21 protein-coding genes are annotated in these 22,194 nt (G+C 45.3%); 9 read left to right on the top strand and 12 right to left on the bottom strand.

Going from position 1 to position 22,194, the window contains the following annotated elements; genetic code table 11:
• Positions 1-26: 26 nt before the first annotated feature.
• On the top strand, positions 27-1,838 hold the full coding sequence (locus tag VC82_RS07740; protein ID WP_045801867.1) for a 1-deoxy-D-xylulose-5-phosphate synthase: 1,812 nt from the start codon (positions 27-29) through the stop codon (positions 1,836-1,838).
• Positions 1,835-2,890: a DUF3078 domain-containing protein gene (locus VC82_RS07735; protein WP_045801866.1), complete on the top strand. Its 1,056-nt coding sequence runs from the start codon at positions 1,835-1,837 to the stop codon at positions 2,888-2,890. The genes VC82_RS07740 and VC82_RS07735 overlap by 4 nt, the downstream gene beginning before the upstream one ends.
• Here VC82_RS07735 and dgt read toward each other — a convergent pair.
• Complete coding sequence (gene dgt / locus VC82_RS07730; protein ID WP_045801865.1) at positions 2,887-4,245, bottom strand: dGTP triphosphohydrolase; 1,359 nt, start codon at positions 4,243-4,245, stop codon at positions 2,887-2,889. The genes VC82_RS07735 and dgt overlap by 4 nt on opposite strands.
• A 157-nt stretch (positions 4,246-4,402) precedes the next feature.
• Between dgt and VC82_RS07725 the strand changes: the two genes are divergently transcribed.
• The 5 genes from VC82_RS07725 (at position 4,403) to VC82_RS07705 (ending at position 10,533) form a co-directional block, all read left to right on the top strand.
• Positions 4,403-4,789 carry a carboxypeptidase-like regulatory domain-containing protein gene (locus VC82_RS07725; protein WP_045801864.1) on the top strand — a complete coding sequence of 129 codons (387 nt, stop codon included), beginning with the start codon at positions 4,403-4,405 and terminating at the stop codon, positions 4,787-4,789.
• A gap of 321 nt (positions 4,790-5,110) precedes the next feature.
• Positions 5,111-6,313, top strand: a complete 1,203-nt coding sequence (locus VC82_RS07720; protein WP_045801863.1) for a porin — start codon at positions 5,111-5,113, stop codon at positions 6,311-6,313.
• Positions 6,314-6,390: 77 nt separating this feature from the next.
• Positions 6,391-8,697: an inorganic phosphate transporter gene (locus VC82_RS07715; protein ID WP_045801862.1), complete on the top strand. Its 2,307-nt coding sequence runs from the start codon at positions 6,391-6,393 to the stop codon at positions 8,695-8,697.
• Positions 8,698-8,714: 17 nt separating this feature from the next.
• Positions 8,715-9,422: a DUF6503 family protein gene (locus VC82_RS07710; RefSeq protein ID WP_045801861.1), complete on the top strand. Its 708-nt coding sequence runs from the start codon at positions 8,715-8,717 to the stop codon at positions 9,420-9,422.
• Between the two features lies 1 nt (position 9,423).
• Positions 9,424-10,533: a glycoside hydrolase family 130 protein gene (locus tag VC82_RS07705; RefSeq protein WP_045801860.1), complete on the top strand. Its 1,110-nt coding sequence runs from the start codon at positions 9,424-9,426 to the stop codon at positions 10,531-10,533.
• 5 nt (positions 10,534-10,538) lie between these two features.
• Here VC82_RS07705 and nadD read toward each other — a convergent pair whose 3' ends face one another.
• The 8 genes from nadD to VC82_RS07665 all read right to left on the bottom strand — a co-directional run bounded on the left by nadD (position 10,539) and on the right by VC82_RS07665 (position 16,084).
• A complete protein-coding gene (nadD, locus tag VC82_RS07700; protein WP_045801859.1) occupies positions 10,539-11,126 on the bottom strand; it encodes a nicotinate (nicotinamide) nucleotide adenylyltransferase in 588 nt (195 codons plus the stop codon).
• Between the two features lie 60 nt (positions 11,127-11,186).
• Positions 11,187-11,465: an endonuclease domain-containing protein gene (locus VC82_RS07695; RefSeq protein WP_245615852.1), complete on the bottom strand. Its 279-nt coding sequence runs from the start codon at positions 11,463-11,465 to the stop codon at positions 11,187-11,189.
• A gap of 149 nt (positions 11,466-11,614) precedes the next feature.
• The gene (gene gmk / locus VC82_RS07690; RefSeq protein WP_045801858.1) at positions 11,615-12,217 is read right to left on the bottom strand and encodes a guanylate kinase; all 603 of its coding nucleotides are present in this window, start codon (positions 12,215-12,217) and stop codon (positions 11,615-11,617) included.
• On the bottom strand, positions 12,214-13,071 hold the full coding sequence (locus VC82_RS07685) for a YicC/YloC family endoribonuclease (protein ID WP_045801857.1): 858 nt from the start codon (positions 13,069-13,071) through the stop codon (positions 12,214-12,216). The genes gmk and VC82_RS07685 overlap by 4 nt, the downstream gene beginning before the upstream one ends.
• 35 nt (positions 13,072-13,106) lie before the next feature.
• On the bottom strand, positions 13,107-13,466 hold the full coding sequence (locus tag VC82_RS15960) for an SdpI family protein (protein ID WP_045801856.1): 360 nt from the start codon (positions 13,464-13,466) through the stop codon (positions 13,107-13,109).
• Complete coding sequence (locus VC82_RS07675; RefSeq protein ID WP_417935067.1) at positions 13,466-14,197, bottom strand: 3-keto-disaccharide hydrolase; 732 nt, start codon at positions 14,195-14,197, stop codon at positions 13,466-13,468. The genes VC82_RS15960 and VC82_RS07675 overlap by 1 nt, the downstream gene beginning before the upstream one ends.
• Before the next feature lie 82 nt (positions 14,198-14,279).
• Positions 14,280-15,035: a 3-keto-disaccharide hydrolase gene (locus VC82_RS07670; protein ID WP_045801854.1), complete on the bottom strand. Its 756-nt coding sequence runs from the start codon at positions 15,033-15,035 to the stop codon at positions 14,280-14,282.
• On the bottom strand, positions 15,032-16,084 hold the full coding sequence (locus VC82_RS07665) for a sugar phosphate isomerase/epimerase family protein (RefSeq protein WP_045801853.1): 1,053 nt from the start codon (positions 16,082-16,084) through the stop codon (positions 15,032-15,034). The genes VC82_RS07670 and VC82_RS07665 overlap by 4 nt, the downstream gene beginning before the upstream one ends.
• A 132-nt stretch (positions 16,085-16,216) precedes the next feature.
• On the opposite strand from VC82_RS07665, the gene VC82_RS07660 reads away from it, so the two are divergent.
• Positions 16,217-17,926, top strand: a complete 1,710-nt coding sequence (locus VC82_RS07660) for a GMC oxidoreductase (protein ID WP_045801852.1) — start codon at positions 16,217-16,219, stop codon at positions 17,924-17,926.
• A gap of 79 nt (positions 17,927-18,005) precedes the next feature.
• Complete coding sequence (locus VC82_RS07655; RefSeq protein ID WP_045801851.1) at positions 18,006-18,470, top strand: ASCH domain-containing protein; 465 nt, start codon at positions 18,006-18,008, stop codon at positions 18,468-18,470.
• A gap of 144 nt (positions 18,471-18,614) precedes the next feature.
• Here VC82_RS07655 and VC82_RS07650 read toward each other — a convergent pair whose 3' ends face one another.
• Genes VC82_RS07650 through VC82_RS07640 form a run of 3 tightly spaced genes read right to left on the bottom strand, consistent with a single transcriptional unit; the run spans position 18,615 to position 22,189 of the window.
• Positions 18,615-19,751 (bottom strand): Gfo/Idh/MocA family protein, encoded by a 1,137-nt coding sequence (locus VC82_RS07650; protein WP_045801850.1) that lies wholly within the window; start codon positions 19,749-19,751, stop codon positions 18,615-18,617.
• Between the two features lie 12 nt (positions 19,752-19,763).
• Entirely contained in the window at positions 19,764-20,939 is a 1,176-nt protein-coding gene (locus tag VC82_RS07645) for an MFS transporter (RefSeq protein ID WP_045801849.1), read from the bottom strand.
• A gap of 20 nt (positions 20,940-20,959) precedes the next feature.
• Positions 20,960-22,189 (bottom strand): nucleoside permease, encoded by a 1,230-nt coding sequence (locus VC82_RS07640; RefSeq protein WP_045801848.1) that lies wholly within the window; start codon positions 22,187-22,189, stop codon positions 20,960-20,962.
• Between the last annotated feature and the right edge of the window lie 5 nt (positions 22,190-22,194).

Here is a 22,194-nt window from a genome sequence, read left to right as displayed (position 1 = left end):
CAAAACTACTAATCTTGGCCCATATCATGTATGACGAATATGGTATTTTTGCATTTTCCTTCCATTTGAAAAAAATATTGGACCACATAGAAACCCCTGCAGAACTGCGAAGGCTTTCAGTTGACCAACTTGCTCAACTGGCAAAAGAGCTGCGTGGATTCATCATCAACATCGTATCGACAAAAGAGGGCCATCTGGGGGCAAGCCTCGGTGTGGTCGAACTCACCATAGCCCTTCACTATGTCTTTGACACCCCTAGTGATTTACTGATCTGGGATGTAGGCCACCAAGCCTATGGACACAAAATATTGACGGGCAGAAAAAAGATTTTCGACACCAATCGCCAACTGGGGGGCATTAGTGGTTTCCCAAAAAGGGATGAAAGCGAGTATGACGCCTTTGGCACTGGCCACAGCTCTACCTCTATCTCTGCCGTATTGGGCATGGCCATCGCATCAAAGTTGCAAGGTGATGAAAACAAAAACCACATTGCCGTTATAGGGGATGCCTCCATCGCCAGTGGCATGGCCTTTGAGGCCTTGAACCATTTGGGCGAGACCAATGCGAACGTGTTGATCGTTCTCAACGACAATGCCATTGGCATTGACCCCAGTGTGGGTGCGCTCAAAAAATATCTTACCAATGTAAAGGCAGGCACCGCGAAAGAAGAGAACCTATTCGAATGTCTCAACCTCGATTACTCTGGCCCCGTTGACGGACATGACATAAAAGCTCTGGTCTTTGAACTGGAACGGCTAAAAAAAATAAAAGGCCCCCGGTTGTTGCACGTGATTACCACCAAGGGCAAAGGGCTTAAAAAGGCCGAGGAAGATCAAGTGGCATATCATGCCCCAGGAAAATTTGATGCAAAAACTGGAATTCGACAACAAAAAGAAGCGGTACAAGAACCCATAAAATTTCAAGATGTCTTCGGCCATACCATAATTGAACTGGCAAAAAAGAACGGGAAAATCGTGGGCATTACGCCCGCCATGCCCACTGGCAGCTCTTTAAAATACATGATGCAAGAAATGCCCGAAAGGGCTTTTGATGTGGGCATTGCCGAACAACATGCCGTAACACTGGCCGCTGGTATGGCCGCCCAAGGCCTTGTGCCTTTTTGCAATATCTACTCGACCTTCTTACAGCGGGCCTATGACCAGGTAATTCATGATGTGGCATTACAAAAACTGCCGGTCATCTTTTGTTTGGACCGTGCCGGAATTGTGGGCCAAGACGGCCCCACCCACCATGGTGTGTTTGACATGGCCTATTTAAGGTGCATCCCAAACTTGGTGTTATTTTCCCCAATGGATGAAGTGGAATTGCGAAATATCATGTATACCGCGCAGCAAGGTCTCGATTTGCCGATTGCCATTCGATATCCCCGTGGAAGGGGTGCTGTGTTCAACTGGAGACAACCCTTCAAGACCATCGAATTGGGTACCGCTAGAGAACTCAGAAGGGGCAACAGGCTGGCCATTCTCTCTATTGGCCCCATAGGCAACGTGGTCAAAAAGGCCATTGAGGCATCTTCGCATCCCGAAGAAGTTGGGCATTACGACATGCGTTTTGCCAAACCCCTTGACACCAAAACCCTCGACCACGTATTTACCCACTATCAATATGTGGCAACTATTGAAGATGGTTGTAAAAAAGGTGGTTTCGGCAGTGCCGTTCTAGAATATGCCAATCAAAAGAGCGTGCAAAAACCGATTGAGATAATGGGCATTGGAGATTCTTTTATGGAACACGGCACAATAGAGGAACTGCACAGGTTGGCTGGCATAGATTTTGATGCAATCTTGAATTTTATAGAACAACCAACCCGAAAATGAACACTAAGAAAATCTTTTTTCTCTTCTTTCTTATTGCCTTTTCCGTATGTGGCCAAGACTCGATCTCACAGCAGACTGTAGACAGTCTCGACTGGGATGTGACCGTGATTAGAATGCCACAAAAGCAAATCAACATCATTCCCAGGGGCGTACGTCGAATCAGTCCCAGAATATCGTTCAACAAAGTCAAGGCACTGAAAGAAAAGCCCAAGAAATTTGTACCGCCTTTGTTCTGGAAACAAGAAAACCTTTTGAACATCAACCTGAACGAAGTGGCCTTTGTAAACTGGAATGCCGGTGGCAACAATTCTGTAACCGCCTTGGGCAACCTTACCTTTACACGCAATTATAAATATCGCTATATCACCTGGGACAATGAACTGCGCTTCAGGTATGGGATCAATGTGCAAGAAGGTAGGTCTGTGCAGAAAACCGATGATCTCATTCGATTGTCATCAACCTTTGGCTTTAGAAGGGATACGCTCACCAACTGGTTCTATTCGGTCAAGACAAAGTTCAATACCCAGTTTACCAACGGTTATAAATATCCCGACACCTCAACACCCATATCAAGGTTCATGGCCCCTGGGTACTTCTTTTTTGGTGCGGGTACCACCTATGCGCCCGACACAAAAAAATTCAACCTATACATTTCGCCACTTACCTATAAGGCCACCTTCGTTTTGGATGAGGACCTTTCAAACCAAGGGGCCTTCGGGGTAGAAAAGGGCAAAAATGTCTTTGCCGAGCTAGGATTTCTGATCACCAACACATGGGAAGACGAGATTTTCAAGAACATATTTATCAACCATCGCCTGAACCTCTATACCGATTATTTAAAGAGTTTTGGCAATGTCGATGTCGATTGGGAATTGAACTTTAAGCTGAAGGTGAACGAATACATAAATGCTGATATCGGCACGCACATCATCTACGATGATGATATCAAGTTCGATGAACAATTGGCTGATGACGGAACCGTTGTTGATCCCGGTGTGCCCAAGGTACAGTTCAAACAGTTGTTGGGCATAGGGCTGTCGTTTGCATTTTAGACCTGCCTGCCTGTCATCTTATTATGCAGGTGAACCGCCTCGGTATCTGATAGACTGGCCACAAAACAACTGGCACCCATCAGCAATTGGTATAGTGTAGCTTGTTTGAACCTGCCCAAAGGCGGCACTGACTGCAAGATCAGACGGTCATAGTTGCTCGCCCTATTGTCTTTATGATGTACCAAGGCCGTGATAAAGATTTCAAGTAGATCGGCTATGATCCGGTAACCCGCCAATTCTTTCTCAATTACATCTTGCGACCGATAAACCTTTTCAACGCTCAATTGGATGATATCGTCCATTTGGGGCTTAAACCGGCTTTTTTCCATCAAAGAGGTATCGAAATCCCCTTCCAAGATGGCTTCCTCATTATTGACAAAGATGCGAATGGCATCTGAAATCAATGTATTGATCGATAGGGCCCTTAAATAACTGAGCCGATCGCTCATGTAGGGCATCTGATTGTATTTCTTGGTGTTGATCTGGTCTTTTACCAGTTTGATCAAATACTCAAGGGCATATTCTTCTGATATGAGCCCTAGGTTGATTCCATCCTCAAAATCAATGATCGTGTAACAAATGTCGTCGGCCGCTTCGACCAGATAGGCCAACGGATGCCTGTGGAAACCTATTTCTGGGTTATCTGCCTTTCTTTTCAGGCCAAGTTCGTGGGCCACTTCTTCGAAAAAGGTCTTCTCTGATTGAAAAAACCCGAACTTCTTATCAGCGATATGCTTGGTTGGCTTCTTGGGCAACGATTCTTTCGGATACTTCATAAAGGCCCCTAAGGTTGCATAGCTCAACCGTAGCCCCCCGGGCACGCCCTGTCTTGACTCGGTCAACAATTTAAAGCCATTGGCGTTGCCCTCGAAATCGAGCAGGTCTTGGTATTCTTTTTCGGTGAGCTCTGCTTTGTACCGCTGTCCAGGGCCCGATTCAAAATAAGCCCCAATGGCTTTCTCCCCGCTATGGCCAAATGGTGGGTTTCCTATATCGTGTGCCAATGACGCAGCCGCCACAATGGCCCCGAAATCGTTGAAACGATGGCCGTGCACTTCTTTTAGTGAAGGGTACTTGTTCAGTATTTGTTGGCCAGCGATACGGCCAAGGCTACGACCCACCACCGAAACTTCGAGACTGTGGGTCAACCGGGTGTGCACAAAGGCCTTTCGGGCACTTGCCGTGACTGGCAAGGGCATCACCTGGGTCTTGTCTTGCAGGCCCCGAAAGGCAGAAGAGAAAATGATGCGGTCGTAATCCACCTCAAAGCCCAAACGGGTCTCATCTTGCTCACTTCGCAAGCGTTTATGGCCGTCACCTTGCCTTTTTAGCGATAAAAGCCTTTCCCATTCCATAGTATCAATCAAAAATCAGCACGCAAGATACATTTTTGACACAAGGTTTTTCTGGCCTTTTTCGGCAACCGTTAAAATTTTCGCCAAGCACCCTTAAAGTTCAGGTAACCTTATTTTAACACTCGTACCCTTTCTTTGCCCCGATAAAAGATTTGCAATGAAAAAGATTGTGTTTGTACTTGCCATGTTTTCTGCCATAGTCTTGGTAGCCCAAGAAAAAGGGTCTATTTCAGGTAAGATTCTCGATGTAGAGGTAAACGGTGAACCATTGCCATTTGCCAGCGTAAGCCTTAAGAATACCCTCTTCAAAACCCAGACAAACTTACATGGTAATTTTGAGTTGGCCGGCATAACCCCAGGAACCTACACCTTGGTAGTCAGGTTTTTGGGGTATGAAACCGTTCAATTACCAATTGAAGTACAAAAAAACCAAGTAATCAGAATCAGCAAAGGCCTTAGAGCCAAAACCTATGACTCTACAAACCAAACCTTGCTGACTTTCGAGCAAAGTATGGATATACCCACTATTCCAGAGGGTAGCTAAAAAAGCTTAATGATTACTTAATCTTCTGGTTACCCAAACTTTATCGTAAAGATAGATTTTTGAGTTGGTCGAAAGACCTGAATTTCGTTAAGGATAATAGTTTTTGTCACACTTTCCTTGAAATTCAGAAGCCATCTTGCCTCAAGCAAGGTGGCTTCCTCTTTTAAACACTGGGCTTATCGATATGTATTCAGCATAATATACTGACGGTTCCAGAAACAGAATCCCCTATGTTATTTAAATGACACTATAAATAACATTTACGCAACTTTAAGTTAACATTTGTTTTGGTCTTTTGCAGTGACAAAAACTATCACCTTAATGAAACTGAACTACTTGGGCATTTTATTGCTATTGGCAATAGGTCTTTCTTCTCGCGCACAGGAAACCAACGCCCCAAAATTTGGAAAGGGAATACTCAACCTTGTAGGCCAAGACAGTACTTGGAGCATGAAATTCGCCGCCCGCATGCAATTTCTATCAAGCGTTGGCTGGGAAGAAGATGACGATAACAACCTTTCAAATGCTGAAACCAACTTCCTTATTAGAAGGGCCCGATTAAAATTCGATGGTTTTGCCTACTCTCCAAAATTGAGGTACAAGATTGAGCTTGGGCTATCAAACCGCGACATATCAGGGGTTTCACAGTTCACCAGCAACGCGCCCCGCTATATTTTGGACGCCGTTGTCATGTGGAATTTCCATGGTAATTGGGAGCTATGGGCCGGTCAAACCAAATTACCGGGCAACATCGAAAGGGTTATTTCTTCGGGAAACCTGCAACAGGTAGATCGCTCGTTGGTTAACAGTAGGTACAACATAGACCGTGATGTCGGTTTTCAATTGAGGCACCATTTTTGGCTCACCGATAATTTTTTGGTTAGGGAAAAATTTGCCTTTTCTCAAGGTGAAGGCAGGAATATAACCTCTGGCAACCTCGGTGGCCACCAATATACAGCAAGGCTAGAGCTATTGCCCTTTGGCAAGTTCAAGAAAAAAGGTGATTACAGTGGTAGTGACCTCGAGCGCGAAGAAACCCCCAAATTAATGCTTGCAGCAACCTACGACCTTAATCAAGATGCTGTCAAGACCAGAAGCAACCTTGGCTCTTATATGGAAAATGACATAGGCTTTTACGAGACCGACCAGCGCACTTGGTTTGTAGACGCCATGTTCAAGTACAAAGGTTTTTCTTTGATGGGCGAGTTTGCGCACAGAACGGCCGAAGATCCCATTGCCAAGAACTCTGACGGCACCGAAACCGGCGATGTAGTCGTGGTAGGCGATGGTCTTAACCTACAGACCGGATATGTTTTTCCATCGAACTGGGAAGTTTCTGGAAGATACACCGGCATTTGGTACGATAGCGTTACGGGAAGAAACGATGAGACACAATATACATTGGGGCTTTCAAAATACATTGTGGGCCATAAGCTCAAGGTACAGACCGATGTAAGCTATTTGTCCATTGACGGGGTATCTGACTCATTGTTGTATAGATTGCAGCTCGATGTACATTTCTAGATTGAAATATAACTTTAACATAACATTGTCAAACAAGGTGTTACAGATATTTGTACCCTGATTTTTCTAGTACTTATATGGAAAATATTTATCTCTTGATGATCATTGCTTTGGCCGCACTGGCCATTGCAGATTTGGTGGTTGGTGTCAGTAACGACGCCGTAAACTTTCTCAACTCGGCCATAGGCTCAAAAGCCATTTCATTCAGAACCATTATGATCGTGGCCAGTTTGGGCATAGCCGTAGGGGCTGTTTTTTCTAGCGGAATGATGGAGGTTGCCCGAAAGGGGATTTTCAACCCTGGTGAGTTCTACTTTGACGAGATCATGTTCATCTTCATGGCTGTGATGATCACAGACATTCTGTTGCTCGATTTCTTCAATACCATTGGCATGCCCACCTCAACAACGGTATCAATTGTATTTGAGCTGTTGGGTGCCGCGGTGGCCATGGCCTTTATCAAGGTCATTGCAGATGGCGCTGATTATTCTGATGTGGTCAATTACATCAATACCTCTAAAGCAACTGCCATTATCTTAGGCATCTTGCTATCGGTGGTCGTGGCCTTTTCTGTGGGTGCCTTTGTGCAATGGGTTTCACGACTCTTACTTTCATATGAGTTTCAAAAAATGCCAAAGTGGGTCAGTGCCTTCTTTGGTGGTGCCGCACTTTCTGCCATCACCTATTTTATTTTAATGAAAGGCATCAAGGGTACTGCCATCGCATCTGAGAGTTTCTCTTGGATAGGGGGTATGACCATAAAAGACTTTCTAGAAGAGAAAGTGGGTATGATTGTATTGGTAAACTTGGTTCTTTGGTCTGTGGTTTCTTATTTGATAATTGGCAATAGCAAAACACGCATTTATAAAGTTATTATTGCTGTAGGCACCTTTGCCTTGGCACTTGCCTTTGCGGGCAACGACTTGGTGAACTTTATCGGTGTGCCCATCGCCGCTTGGCAGTCATACGAGGCTTGGCAGGCATCTGGTGTGGCAGCAACCGAGTTCAGCATGGGCGTATTGGCCCAAAAGGTTCCGACCCCGACCCTTTTGCTCTTTGTGGCCGGAATCATTATGGTGGCCACCTTATGGTTGTCGAAAAAAGCACGGTATGTAACCGATACCGAGATCAACCTTGCCAGTGAAGGCAATGTCAAAGAGCGGTTTCAGCCCAATTATCTTTCTCGAAGCATTGTGCGTTTTTCACAGGGCCTATCAACGGCTACTTGGGACCTTTTGCCAAAAGGCCTCCAAAAAAGAATAGAGTCACGCTTCAAAAAACCAAATATCATTTTAAGTGAAGAGCGCTCTTATGAACTTCCGGCTTTTGATATGGTACGGGCTGCGGTGAACATGATGGTAGCCGGTATCTTGATCTCTATTGCAACCTCTCATAAACTGCCACTTTCGACCACCTATGTAACCTTTATGGTGGGTATGGGTACCTCATTGGCAGATAGGGCTTGGGGTGCCGAAAGTGCTGTTTATCGAGTTGCAGGTGTTTTAAACGTGATAGGAGGATGGTTCGGTACGGCCATAATCGCATTTTTGGCATCGGGTACCATTTTGGCGATTATAAGTTTTGGCAAAGGTGCCGCGATAGCAGTTTTGCTGTTCGCTTCCCTTCTTTTGTTGGTTAGAAGTTATATATCTTATCAGAAAAGAACCAAAAAAATCAAAGAAGAAGATCGCTTGAACAGGGCCGAGAGCAGTTCGCTGCAAGGTGTTATTGAAGAAAGTGCCAACAACATTGCCAACGTCATCAAAAGGTGCAATAAAATATACACCAATTCTATTAATGGGCTGGCAAAACAAGATCTTGACCAATTGAAGAAGAATAAAAAACAAGGCGAAAAGCTTTCCTCAGAAATTGATGACCTTAGAAACCATCTGTTCTATTTCATCAAGAATTTGGATGAGGCCAGCGTGGGGGCCAGTAAGTTCTATATCAGTGTACTCGGATATTTGACCGACATTGCCCAATCTTTGGAATATATCGGCAAGGTGAGCCATAATCACGTAAACAACAATCACAAAAAGTTAAAGTACAACCAGATCCGTGAATTAAAGGAAATTGACCATAAACTTACAGAAATATGGAATCAGACGAAACATGCCTTTGATGAACGTTCATTTGAGAAGATCGGCCAAGTTCTCAGCCAAAAAGAAGAACTTTTTGACTTGGTTTCAGATAAAGTAAACAAACAGATTGCCAGAACAAGAACTGAAGAATCAAGCCCAAAGAACACTACATTGTATTTTTCATTGTTGTTGGAAACCAAAGATCTGATAGCAGCTACCATGAACCTTTTGGAGCTTTATTTTCAAGAATATGACGGAACCATAGAACCGGCAAAAATTGAAAATAATAATCGTACTTTGTAGTCCTATTTAGTAGGCCTATGGTTCGATTTACATTGCTTCTCTCCTTGGTTGCATCTACGGTAACTGCCCAAAAGCTTACCGGTCTACAGTTGCTTGAAAAGGCCATTGAATACCATGACCCACAAGGTAATTGGCCAAAGTTCAAAGGTTCTTTTCAAGTAACCATGAAAACCCCCAATTCGTCTGACAGGGTCAGCACCATCTTTCTTGACTTGCCAACCGGCAGGTTTTCCTTGGAAGTCAAAAAAGATAGCAACCTATTTCGTTATGACCTAAAGGGAAACGAATGCAGCATCAGCCTCAATGGAAACAATGACATTTCCACCGAAGACAAAGAACGATTGCGCCTAAGTTGTGAACGGGGGCGTATGTACAAAAACTATTACACCTACCTTTATGGACTGCCCATGAAGCTGAAAGACCCCGGCACCTTGATCGACCCGGTGGTAACCACAAAAACTTTCAAGAACAAAGAATATCTGGTGCTAAAAGTCACCTACGAGAAAGAAGTGGGCGATGATATATGGTACTTCTATTTTGACCCTGAAACCTATGCCATGGAGGTGTACCAGTTCTACCACGACGAATCAAAAAATGATGGGGAATATATTCTTTTAGCGGGCATTGAAGAAATCAACGGTATCAAAATGCCAAAGACAAGGGCATGGTACTACAACAAAGACGGCAAATATTTGGGTACCGATATTCTTAAAAAAACGAACTGAGATGCGAACTGTTCAATTGACAATTTTCCTGCTTTTAGGAATGATCTCGACAACTTTCCCACAAGCGTTGGAAAAACCTTGGATGCTGGGCCCTTTTCATAGACCTGAAAATGCAGTACCGATTATTGAAAAAGACAGTACAAGTACTTTCATCGACCCCATAACCAACAAAAAAGCCCATTGGGAGTCGATGGCCACCTTCAACCCTGCCGCCATTGTAAAATCAGATACCCTGTTCGTGCTTTACCGTGCCGAGGAAAAACTGGGCGAAAAAGAAATCGGTGGTCACCGATCGCGCATAGGCATGGCGTTTTCCGTTGATGGCATAAACTACCAAACGATGCCCGAACCCCTGTTATATCCAAATAATGATGACCAAAAAAAATACGAATGGCCCGGTGGCATCGAAGATCCGAGAATTGTGCAGACCGAAGACGGCCAATACATACTGACCTATACCCAATGGAACCGCGAGGTGCCCCGATTGGCCATATCCACTTCCACTGATTTGGTTAACTGGAAAAAACACGGCCCTATATTCGAAGAGTACAAAAATGGGAAGTACCATGACCGTGAGACCAAATCAGGGGCCATTGTAACGAAACTAAAAGACGATAGACTGGTTGCCGCCAAAATCAAAGAAAAGTATTGGATGTACTACGGTGTGCCCCATATTTGGCTGGCTTATTCTGATGACTTGATAAACTGGACACCCGTTGAGAACTACGAGGGCAAACTCGCCCCTGTATTGAGCCCCCGCCCGGGTTATTTCGACTCTTGGCTGGTCGAGGCAGGCCCACCGCCCTTGCTTACAGAAGAGGGTATCGTAGTGCTGTACAATGCCGGGAACAGCCAAAACATTGGTGTCAAAGAACTGGGCAACCGTATCTATACGGGCGGGCAGGCACTATTTGATGCCAATGAGCCATGGAAACTTATCGATCGTACCGACCACCCGTTCATCAAACCTGAATTGCCCTTTGAAAAATCGGGGCAATATAAAGATGGTACCACCTTTTTGGAGGGGCTGGTCTATTTCAACAACCATTGGTATCTGTACTACGGCACCGCTGATAGTATGGTGGGCATGGTCTCTACCAAAAAACACTGATACTTTTATCGGTAGAAGTTCATCTCGTCCATATACCGCCATACGGCTTCGGGCAAGAGGGGCCGCACGTTTTTTCCGGCCTTGTGCTGCTTTCTGATAAAGGTGGATGATATTTCCATAATGGGGGCATCTATTCTATATATCTTCGGATGGCTTTTAAAACGATTTTCAACCTTGCCTTCTGAAACACGGGGATACACGTAGATTTCATGGTTCTCTAAAATCGCCTCATAATTCTTCCACTTGTGGAAACCTTTGAGGTTGTCTTCCCCCATCAGCAGACAAAATTCATGACCACTTCCATATTTTTCGCCAAGATGCACCAAGGTGTTGATGGTGTAGTTCGGTTGTGGCAGATCAAACTCGATTTTGCTCGCCTTAAGTTTCGGGTAGTCCTGTATGGCCTCAAACACCATTTGATAGCGATGGTGGTTGTCGAGCAGCGATTTTTTGGCCTTGAACGGGCTCTGGGGAGTGATAACAAACCACACTTCATCCAAATCGGAAAATTCTACCATATGGTTGGCAATGATCAAATGGCCAACATGAACAGGGTTGAACGTGCCAAAGTAAAGACCGATTTTTTTAAGCATTTTTGGTTTGGCGTTTAGTCACCCTCCCTCCTAAAAAGGAGGGATTGAGGGAGGTGTATCTCAGTTTTCCTCATATCGTAAAATATAATCCTCTATAACGAGCAATACATTTTCAATATCATTCATTACCTGATAATCTGAAAAACGAAGTACATTGATATTCAATTCATTGAGTCTTCTTGTCTTCTTAACATCCTTTTTCCATACTTCCAAAATTTCATGTGAATATCCATCAACTTCAATTGCGAGTTGTAGCTTGTTGCAAAAGAAGTCAACAATAAACTCATCAATAGGTTTCTGTCGATGAAAATCATAACCGTACATTTGGTTACGCTTCAACTTTTACCACAATCGAATTTCAGAATTTGTAGCATTGTTTCTCAATTGTCGTGCTAGTTCTTTGAGTTTTGGATTGTATTTAACAATCATCTCTTAAATATTTACACACCCCTTTATCCCCTCTTTTTAGAGGGGAAACGAAATGCTTTTCATTCTTCTTCCTCAGAATCCTTCTTGGTTGCACCCACAAAATCGGCCACTAATTTATGGGCCTCTTTCAATGCAGTGTCCAAGTCATAGTTTTTGATAATCTTATCAAACTGTGGTGCGGTTGCCAATTCTACAGAGGCCTTGGCGATACGCATGTTGATCTTGTCATCATCTTCGGTACTGCGTTTCTTCAGCCGGATCTTGAGCTCATCGACACTTGGCGGTTTTACAAAAACGGCCAAGGTCTGTTCAGGAAACTTTTTCTTGATGCGCAAGCCCCCAGCCACGTCAATATCGAAAATAACGTTCATGCCCTCGGCCCATAGTCGCTCAACCTCACTTTTTAGGGTGCCGTAAAAACAGTCGCGATAAACCTCTTCCCACTCTAAAAAGTCGCCGTTTTTGATATGCTGTTTGAACTCATTGACCGACATAAAATAGTAATGTTGGCCATGTTTCTCTTTTCCACGTCGGGGTCTAGAGGTTGCCGAGACCGAAAAGGCCAGGTTCAACTCAGGTTGTTGTAGCAAATACCTGACGATGGTGGTCTTGCCGCTGCCCGAAGGGGCCGAAAAAATTATGAGCTTGCCCCCCTTACTCATAGTACATTGAGCATTTGTTCCTTGATTTTCTCGAGCTCATCTTTCATTTGCACCACCAACTGCTGCATGGGCGCATAATTGGCCTTCGACCCAATGGTATTGATCTCTCTGCCCATTTCTTGCGAAATGAACCCTAGTTTCTTTCCATTGCTTTCCTTAGAATTCATGGTTTCTTGAAAATAGGCCAGATGGTTGGCCAGACGAACCTTTTCTTCGGTGATGTCATACTTCTCTAGGTAATAGATTAACTCTTGCTCAAAACGGTTTTCATCGACCTCGACCTTTAGATCTGAAACGGCCTTCTCTAACCGTTCCCTAAGAGCCTTTATCCGCTCGGGATCTATTTTTTTGATTTCTTCCAAAAGGGCGAATATGTTCTGGATGCGCAGGTTGAAATCTTTTTCCAACTCCTTTCCTTCCTGGGTTCGAAAAAGGGTAATTTTCTCCAAAGCCTGTTTCAAAGCCTGCTTGATGGCCCTGAATTCTTCCTCGTCGATATCATTTTTATCGGTCTTAAGGGCATCGGGCATTCGCAGGGCCATCTCGAGCAATTTGACATCATCGCCCGGTGCTATGGAACGGAGTTGGCCCATATATTTTTTTACCACCCCCTCGTTGATCTCGGCAGTGGTTTCCTCCCCCGTAATCTCAACGTTCAGGTTCAGATCAACCTTGCCCCTGACCAGCGATTCTGAAATGGCCTTGCGAAGCTCCAGTTCTTTTTCCCTATATGCTTGCGGAAGACGTGCATTGATGTCAAGGTTCTTGCTGTTCAGCGATTTTAGCTCAACCGTTATCTTTTTTGATGGAAGCTGTACCACATGCTTCCCAAAACCGGTCATGGATTGGATCATAAAATGTCAATCAATTTTGGCAAAGGTAGCCAAATTTAACGGTTGGATTTTGGATTTCCATTCTTATCAAAGTCCCTGTTCAATTGGGTCTCGCACCAATATATTCCCACTCCCATGCCCAATAGCATAACAAACAACGAGATAATTACAGCGCTTTTTGGCCACAAGACATATATAAGGATTCCGAATACCGTCAATACAATGCCCAACCAAACAAACATATTTGCTCCGATTCGATTGGCATACTTCCAAATTTGTTGATTGGCCATACTTCTTCTAGTACGATATCCGTATAAATAATTGATTTTCTTCGGTGGAAATTTTTGCCAAATAATTCCACATACAAGAATGAGGAAACCGAAAACAATTGATGCTAAAAAGTTTCCGAAACCCATTATAACTCCCTCACCCAAATGTTACGGTAACTGACCCTGCTGTTGTCGCCATGGTCTTGCAACCGAATCGGTCCTTTGCCATGCGGTGGGTTTTTGGGCCAACCGATGTAGGGGGTGGTACCCTTTAGCTCAACATGGTCTTGCACCAATACCCCGTTGTGCAGCACGGTCATGGTGCCCGATTTGATTTTTTGGCCTTCTTTGTTGAACTCTGGCATGCGGTAAATGATGTCGTAGGTGTTCCACTCGCCACTTGGCATAGAGGCCATGGCCAGGGGTATATGCTGTTTGTAGATGGATGCTACCTGCCCGTTCACATAGGTGTCGTTATCGTTGTTGTCAAGCACCTGAACTTCGTACAGATTATTGATAAAAACGCCACTGTTGCCCCGGTTCTGGCCATCACGTTGAACCTCGGCAGGTGAACGCCACTCAATGTGCAATTGTATGTCGCCAAAGTTCCGTTTGGTCTGAATATCGCCGGTCTTGTCTTTAACGGTCATGCTGCCATCATCGTTCAGGTGCCAAACCACTTGCGAACTATCTTTGGCCATGACCCATTCGTCAAAACCACTGCCATTAAAAAGCACTATGGCATCGCTGGGCACCCCGTTTTCGTCAACCGTAACCTTTGGAGGTACGGGCTCGTACACCTCTGTTTCTTCCGGTTTGGTGGGTTCTTCACCTTGGTATTCTTCATGAACAATGACCTCTGGCTTGTTCTTCAACACCCTTGATTGCTCTTGGGATGTTCTTTCTTGGCATCCTATAAGAAGTACCACAACACAAAAGATACCTGCCACTCCCCTCATATTACAGACGCCTGATCTTGATGTTTCTGTAAGCTACAACATCACCATGATCTTGAAGCCCGATTTTTCCGGTTCGGTATTCGCCAAAACCTTCCCAATCAGCAAATTTTGAATTGGCCACCATTTTGTCCCATTCCTCGCCATGCACGGGAAATTCAACAATTTTTTCGCCATTCATTACCACGCTGCCTTGATTGGCCTCATGGTTTATCGTCAAAATCACCTCGTTCCATTCACCTGCCGGTTTGACCACTTTTTTTGAGGGGGCAATCATGTCGTATAGTGCACCAGCCTGATGTGTAGTGCCGTTTTTGGCATCTGGGTGGCGGTCGTCGTCCAATACTTGTATCTCTGGTCCTGTTTGATAAGGTTGACCGAACTGCTCACTTTCATGTACACCCCAGAAAATACCGCTATTGCCTCCCTCTGAGACCTTCCACTCCAGCGAGAGCTCAAAATTGGTAAACTCTTCATCGGTAACAATATTATAACTAGCACCCTCTGGCCGCTCTTCGGGAGGGTAAAATACCATGGCCCCTTCTTCAAGTTTCCAAGGTTCGCCGACCTCGCCCCCATTATAAAAATGCCATCCCTCGAAAGAGGTGCCGTCGAACAACACCTGCCATGCTTCCTCATCTGTATTTTCGGCGGTTTCAGACATCGGTTCTTCTTTATTTGCTTCCTTATTTGCTTCTTTATCTTTTTGCTTGCACCCTATGGCCAGCAATACCAAAAGAAATAGTTTTGCTTTTTTCATAATCCCAGTATTTTTTTGAGTTCTGCTTTATCGATTTCCGCTCCGGCGAAATCATCAAAGGTCTTTTGGGTCGCCTCGATGATATGGTCCTGTATAAATTTGGCACCTTCACGTGCCCCTTGTTCTGGACTTTTAATGCAACATTCCCACTCCATCACTGCCCATACATCGCAGCCGTATTGGGTCAGTTTCGAGAAGATGGTCTTGAAGTCTATTTGACCATCACCCAACGAACGGTACCTTCCGGCGCGGTCGCCCCAATCGTTGTAGCCCCCAAAGGCGCCTTTTTTTCCGGTGGGATTGAACTCAGAGTCCTTGACATGGAACGATTTGATGAACTCGTGGTAATGGTCTATATAGGCGATATAATCCAATTGCTGTAGCACAAAATGGCTGGGGTCGTACAGAATATTGACTCGTTTGTGATTGCCCGTGGCCTCTAAAAAACGTTCGAAGGTGTCACCGTCGTGAAGGTCTTCACCGGGATGTATCTCGTAACAGACATCGACCCCCTCTTCGTCAAAATGGTCTAGAATAGGTTTCCAACGCCTTGCCAGCTCTTCAAAACCCATCTCTACCAGACCTGCAGGGCGCTGTGGCCATGGGTGGGCGGTATGCCAGAGCAAAGAACCCGAAAAGGTGGCATGGGCCTTAATGCCCAGCCTGCGGCTTGCGGTGGCCGCCTTTTTCACTGTTTCGACGGCCCACTCGGTACGCTCTTTTGGTTTCCCTTTCAAATGGTCGGGCGCAAAATTGTCGAACATGATGTCATAGGCCGGGTGTACGGCCACCAATTGCCCTTGAAGATGGGTCGAAAGCTCTGTGATTTCGAGTCCGTATGAGTTTATTTTTCCTTTCAGTTCATCGCAGTAATCTTGGCTTTCGGCCGCTTTGTCGAGGTCAATGAGGAATTTCTCCCATGTGGGTATTTGAATACCTTTATATCCCAATCCCGAAGCCCATTCGCACATTCCCTCCAACGAGTTGAAAGGGGGTTGGCTATCTACAAACTGGGCCAAAAAAACGGCCGGTCCTTTAATGGTTCTCATAATGCTTGAATTCTTTTTTATTCAGAATAATAAGGAATTATCCGCTATATTTAAGAAATAAACACAGCCAATTAACATATTTTTTGCCAAGTCATAAATATAGCGATTCGCTGAGAATTAAATCACCCCGAAATGAATCAAAATGAGGTCTACGATGCCATTGTGGTCGGCACCGGTATCAGTGGTGGCTGGGCGGCCAAAGAACTCTGTGAAAACGGCCTGAAGACCTTGGTGCTCGAAAGGGGCCCCATGGTAAGGCACGTAGCCGATTACAAGACCATGAACGATGACCCGTGGGATTATGAATTCAAGGGCGAATTGACACGGGAAGACAAGAAAAAGTACCACAAACAGCTTCGGGTCGGTTGGGCGCCCAGGGAAGATGTCAAGCATTTTTTTGTCAATGACCTTGAACACCCCTATCAAGAAACAAAGCGGTTTGACTGGATACGGGGCTACCAAGTCGGCGGGCGATCCCTCACATGGGGCCGTCAGAGCTATCGGTGGAGCAACATTGATTTTGAGGCCAATCTTAAAGAAGGTATTGCCGTTGACTGGCCGGTACGATACGCCGACATTGCCCCATGGTACGACAGGGTAGAGCAATATATCGGGGTCAGTGGCGAAAATTTAGGGCTGAAACAATTGCCCGATGGCAAATTTCAACCTCCCATGGAATTGAACTGCGTGGAAAAGGAACTACAAAAATCAATGGCCACGACCTTTGATGACGGCAGATTGTTGACCATTGGCCGTGCTGCCCATATTACAGAGAATACCACAGAATTCAAGGGTCGCGGCCCCTGCCAATACCGCAACCGTTGCTGGCGCGGCTGCCCTTTCGGCGGCTATTTCAGCAGTAACTCTTCTACACTGCCCGCTGCTGAACGTACCGGGAACATGACTCTTAGACCGAATTCAATTGTATATGAGCTCGTCTATGACGAGAGTACTAAAATGGCCTCGGGCGTGAGGATCATCGATGCCGAGACGCATGAAAAAATGGAATTCAAGGGAAAAATCGTGTTTCTCTGTGCCTCGGCCATGGCCTCGGTAGGTATTTTGTTGCAATCAAAATCTGAAAGGTTCCCCGATGGAATGGGCAACAACCACGACCAACTGGGCCGAAACATTATGGACCACCATTACCAATTGGGCGCTACGGCAAAAGTTGACGGGCATTTAGACAAATACTACAAGGGAAGAAGGCCCAACGGTTTTTACATACCCCGATTTGTAAACCTTGACGACAAGACCAAACGGGGCGACTTTTTACGTGGATTTGGGTACCAAGGAGGTGCTAGCCGTGAAAACTGGTCAGAAATGGTGGCCGAAATGGGATATGGAAAAGCATTAAAGGAGGCCGTTTTAAAACCGGGTGGGTGGCAGATAGGCATGACCGGTTTTGGTGAAATGTTGCCCTACCACGACAATCGGGTTACCTTGAGCGAAGACAAAAAAGACCAATGGGGCCTGCCACAGCTCGATTTTGATGTTGAATTCAAAGAAAATGAATTCAAAATGCGGGAGGCCATAAAAGAAGAGGCCGTCGTCATTTTGAAGAATGCCGGATTTAAGGATGTTGAAGTGTATGACACCGAAACCGGCCCGGGCTTAGGAATCCATGAAATGGGTGGTGCCCGTATGGGATGGAACCCCCGAACCTCGGTGCTCAACAAGCATAGTCAGCTACATGATGTGCCCAACGTTTATGTGACCGATGGCGCTTTTATGACCTCGGCCAGTTGTGTGAACCCCTCTTTGACCTATATGGCCTTTACGGCGAGAGCAGCGAACCATGCCGCCGAACAGTTTAAATTGGGGAAATTTGCCCTGGCATAATGGTTTAAAAGAGGAGCTTATCGAAAAAATTGATTTTATTGGCGTTCATTTCATAATATTGCTTGAATACTGACTTTCTATGGAAAATGCTTCAGCCCGAAGTCTTTGGGGCGATTTTTTGGATGCCCATTTGGAATTTGCCAATGAGGATGCCCCGCGTGTCGGCCATTTTTGTGATAATGAAAAAGATGCCAACACCTGCGCTGAATTAATCTGCAAAGACATCAAGCGTGCTACCTCACATTCGCTCTTAGGGCTTCAGCTAAGGGGTGAGCCTTTGCCTAAAATTGGTGATTTTATGGTGGTCACCGATTGGGCCGGGGAAGCAAAGTGCATTATTAGAACCACCTCGGTAAAACTGCTGCCCTTTTTTGCCGTTCATGCCGAACACGCCCGTTTGGAAGGGGAAGGCGACAAGAGCCTTGAACATTGGCAAAAGACCCATTGGGACTACTACACCCGCGAGCTCGAACCTTTTGGCAAGGTGCCAAGAGAAAGCATGATCATTGTTTTTGAGCGGTTTGAGCAGATCTTTAAAAGGTAGCAAGGCTTTTTTAGGAAGTCTCGATGAAAAACTATTTGTTTCCATCAATTAAGTGAAAATCCGTGGAATTAGTGTCTTTTCCACTTTCTTGGAGAAAAATCTATTGGACACTAATTCCACGGATTATCACAAATGTTTTATGGCTTAATCCATGTTGACCCACACATTGCCCTTTTTGTGCGAGGCAACCGTATTTTCGATAAAGTTCATGCCGCGCAAGCCATCTTCCATAGTGGGAAACTCACCATCGTTGTACTTTTCGCCCCGAATTGCCTTGGCAGCTCCTTTATAAATGTTCGCCATGGCATCAAAAATCCCCTCAGGATGCCCTGGTGGCAGTTTGGTTCCCTCCAAAGAAAGTTCTGAATTGTAGGCATGGCCGGGCTTATAGACCTGTATGGGTTCCGTATCGCTCAACCGGTACAGAAAATTTGGGTTTTCCTGCTCCCATCGCAATCCTCCTTTTTCACCATAAATGGCGATGGCCAGACCGTTTTCTTCACCAGTGGCCACTTGGCTTGATCGGATTACCCCTTTTACATGGTCGCCCATGCGAATGAGCACGGTACCATCTACATCCATTTGATTGTCTTCATACAGATAATTGAAATCACACAGCAACGACCTTACCTTCAACCCAGTGGTGTACTCGACCATGTTAAAGGCATGTACGCCAATATCGCCCATACAAGAACTGATGCCGGCCTTTTTGGGATCTAAGCGCCAAACCGATGAACGTTTTTCCTTATCATGGATGATGGGGTTTATCCATCCTTGATAGTATCGGGCATCGACCTTGTGTATCTTGCCCAACTCGCCCGCTTTGATCATTTCACGCATCTGGCGAACCATGGGGTAACCCGTATAAGTGTGGGTCAATGCAAAGACCTTACCTGATTTCTTATGGGTTTCTTGAAGTATTTTGGCCTCTTCATAGTTCATGGTCATCGGCTTTTCGCAGATAACATGAAAACCATTTTCCAACAATTTTTTGGCCATGGGGAAATGCAGAAAGTTCGGTGTCTGAATCGAGCACACTTGAATACGCTCGTCTTCAGGCAATTTCAGCTCTTCTTCGACCAAGGTGTCAAAATCTTTGTAAATGCGGTTGGTCGGAATGTCGATTTCCCTGGCAAAGGCCAAACTGTCTTCATGGTTGGGATTAAAGACTGCCCCCACTATTTCATAATTGTCATTGATGAACGATGCAACACGGTGCAATACGCCGATAAGTGAATCGCCCCCGCCTCCTAATATTCCTAATCTGATTTTCTTTGGCATTTTCTGCTTGTTTTATGCTTCAACATTTTTAGGTTTTCTCTTTCTCATATAAACGTTCAGTCCGATGAACAAAACTATCAATATTGCCGGTAAAACCGACATGATTTTCAACGCTTCGTTGGCACTGGCATTGTCAAGAATGTTTCCCATAATGGGCAACACTATCGAAACTGATAGCATTCCGGCCCCACCCATGATCGAGAGCCCCAAGGCCCCGCTCTCGGGTATATATTCTGCCACAAACGACAGCATTGTGGGCCAGAAGAACGTAATGCCCACTGCAAAAATGGCTGCTGCCAAAAAGGTCATGGACCCACTGGTGAGCGTCAACAACCAAAGCCCTAAAAATGCAAAAACTGCCGAAAACAGCAACATACCCTCAGGCTTAAGTCTATGCGCCACCTGACCGGCAAAGGCACGGCCTGTGGCCATAATGCCGTTTATAAAGGCCAGCACCAACAAGGGTGCCGTCACATTCTCTTTCAGAAGGGATTCGATTCGTTGATTGGTGCCCAATTCGGTGGCAGCAGTCAACAACATGCACAACACCATAAACAGAAACAGGGGTTTTGTGACACTTTTCCACATATTACCCGTGCTCACCCCCATTTTTACACGCTCGGTAACAGGGAATTTTTGGCCAAAAAACATGAATCCATAGACCAACAAGGGTATAAACAAGGTGCCCACCATTATCTGCCAACTAAGGCCCATAACGTCCATCACAAACCAACCGACAATGGATCCTACCACTATGCCCCCTGGAAACCATACGTGAAAACGGTTCAGCATTTTCGTCTTGTTCTTAGGGTACATCGAGGCAATCATAGGGTTCAAAGAGGCTTCGACCATACCGTTGCCGATACCTACGAACAGTGTAGCCAAAAATAATGAAGTCTGGTCACGTGCCAGAATGGTCCAAACAATACCAATGGCATGTGTAATGAAGGCAATCCAAGTGATTTTTTTTATTCCAAGCGAATCGACCAAAGGCCCTCCAATGATCATGGCCAGCGTAAAGCCCCAAAATGCCGGGGTAAACGCCCAACCGATCTGTTCCAAGGTGAGGCCTACCCCTTCAGGTCCAAAAACAGTCTCTAACCGTGCCCGAATGGCAAAGGTCATGGCTGTGACCAAAAGGGCCACACACGAGGCTATGAACAATCGATTCTTGTTGATGTTTTCCATTTGGTTGATTTATTTATGGATTAGTTTTTATAGGATACTTCCTCGTTTTTGAACAGCAGCATAAATACTATCAAGACCACCAAGGCAAAACCTGCGGGGTAGACCCAGATGTTTTCCCAGGTGTGGCTACCGTCTTCCAACAAGAACATATCGGTAATCTTGCCCGCAATCCAAAAGCCGATCAGCATGCCCACCCCGTAGGTGGCCAGTGTAATCAGACCCTGTGCCGCACTTTTATATTTTTCGCCGGCCTTTGTATCGGTATAAATCTGCCCGGAAACAAAAAAGAAATCATAGCAGATACCATGCAATGCAATACCAATGATCAACATGAAGGCCAAATCGCCTGCATTGCCATAGGCAAACAACAGGTAACGAACTGTCCACGCCAACATACCCACCATAATGGTCTTTTTGAAACCGAACTTTTTGAAGAAATATGGCAGTAACAGCATAAAAATCACTTCTGATGCCTGCCCAATGGTCATTTTTCCGGTGGGATTGTCCATACCGATTTCTGACAGAAACGGATTGGCATTTTGATAATAGAACGCCAAGGGAATACATATCAATACGGAAGAAATAAAGAAGACCAAAAAGTTACGGTCTTTCAACAGTTTCAAGGCATCAAGCCCCAAAATACTTGAAATGCTCACCTTTTCTTTTCTATCCACCCTCGGGGGTGTTTTGGGCAAGGTAAAACTGAACAGCCCCAACACTGCCGAGGCAATGGCCACCATTAAAAAGGTGTTCCGCAGTAAGCCCGACTCGATTCCTTCTGTAGAGTCCCATAGAAATACGTAGCTGATAATGAGCCCTGCTGCAATCCAACCAATGGTGCCAAACACGCGTACAAAAGCGAACTCTTTTGAGGGGTCTTTCATTTGGTTGAACGACACCGAATTGACCAAGGCCAAGGTGGGCATGTACAAGATCATATAACCCAAAACAAAGGGATAGAACTGTGAAAAATCAGTAGCCCCGTACATCTGGTACATGAGCACTGCCCCCAATAGATGCAAAACGCCCAAAATACGTTCGGCATTGAAATAGCGGTCTGCAATCAGCCCGATGATAAAAGGGGCTATGATGGCCCCCCAAGATTGGGTCGAAAAAGCCTGCGCGATTTCACCGCCCGAGGCATTTAAATTGTTTCCTAAAAAAGTGCCGAGAGTTACGAACCATCCTCCCCAAATAAAAAATTCAAGGAACATCATAAATGACAATTGAAACTTGGTGCTTGTTTTCATGGTTT

Origin of the sequence: Flagellimonas lutaonensis (assembly GCF_000963865.1) — a bacterium.
Classification (GTDB): domain Bacteria; phylum Bacteroidota; class Bacteroidia; order Flavobacteriales; family Flavobacteriaceae; genus Flagellimonas_A; species Flagellimonas_A lutaonensis.
The sequence above is the reverse complement of the archived record's forward strand: the minus strand, read 5'-3'. Positions and strand labels throughout refer to the sequence as shown.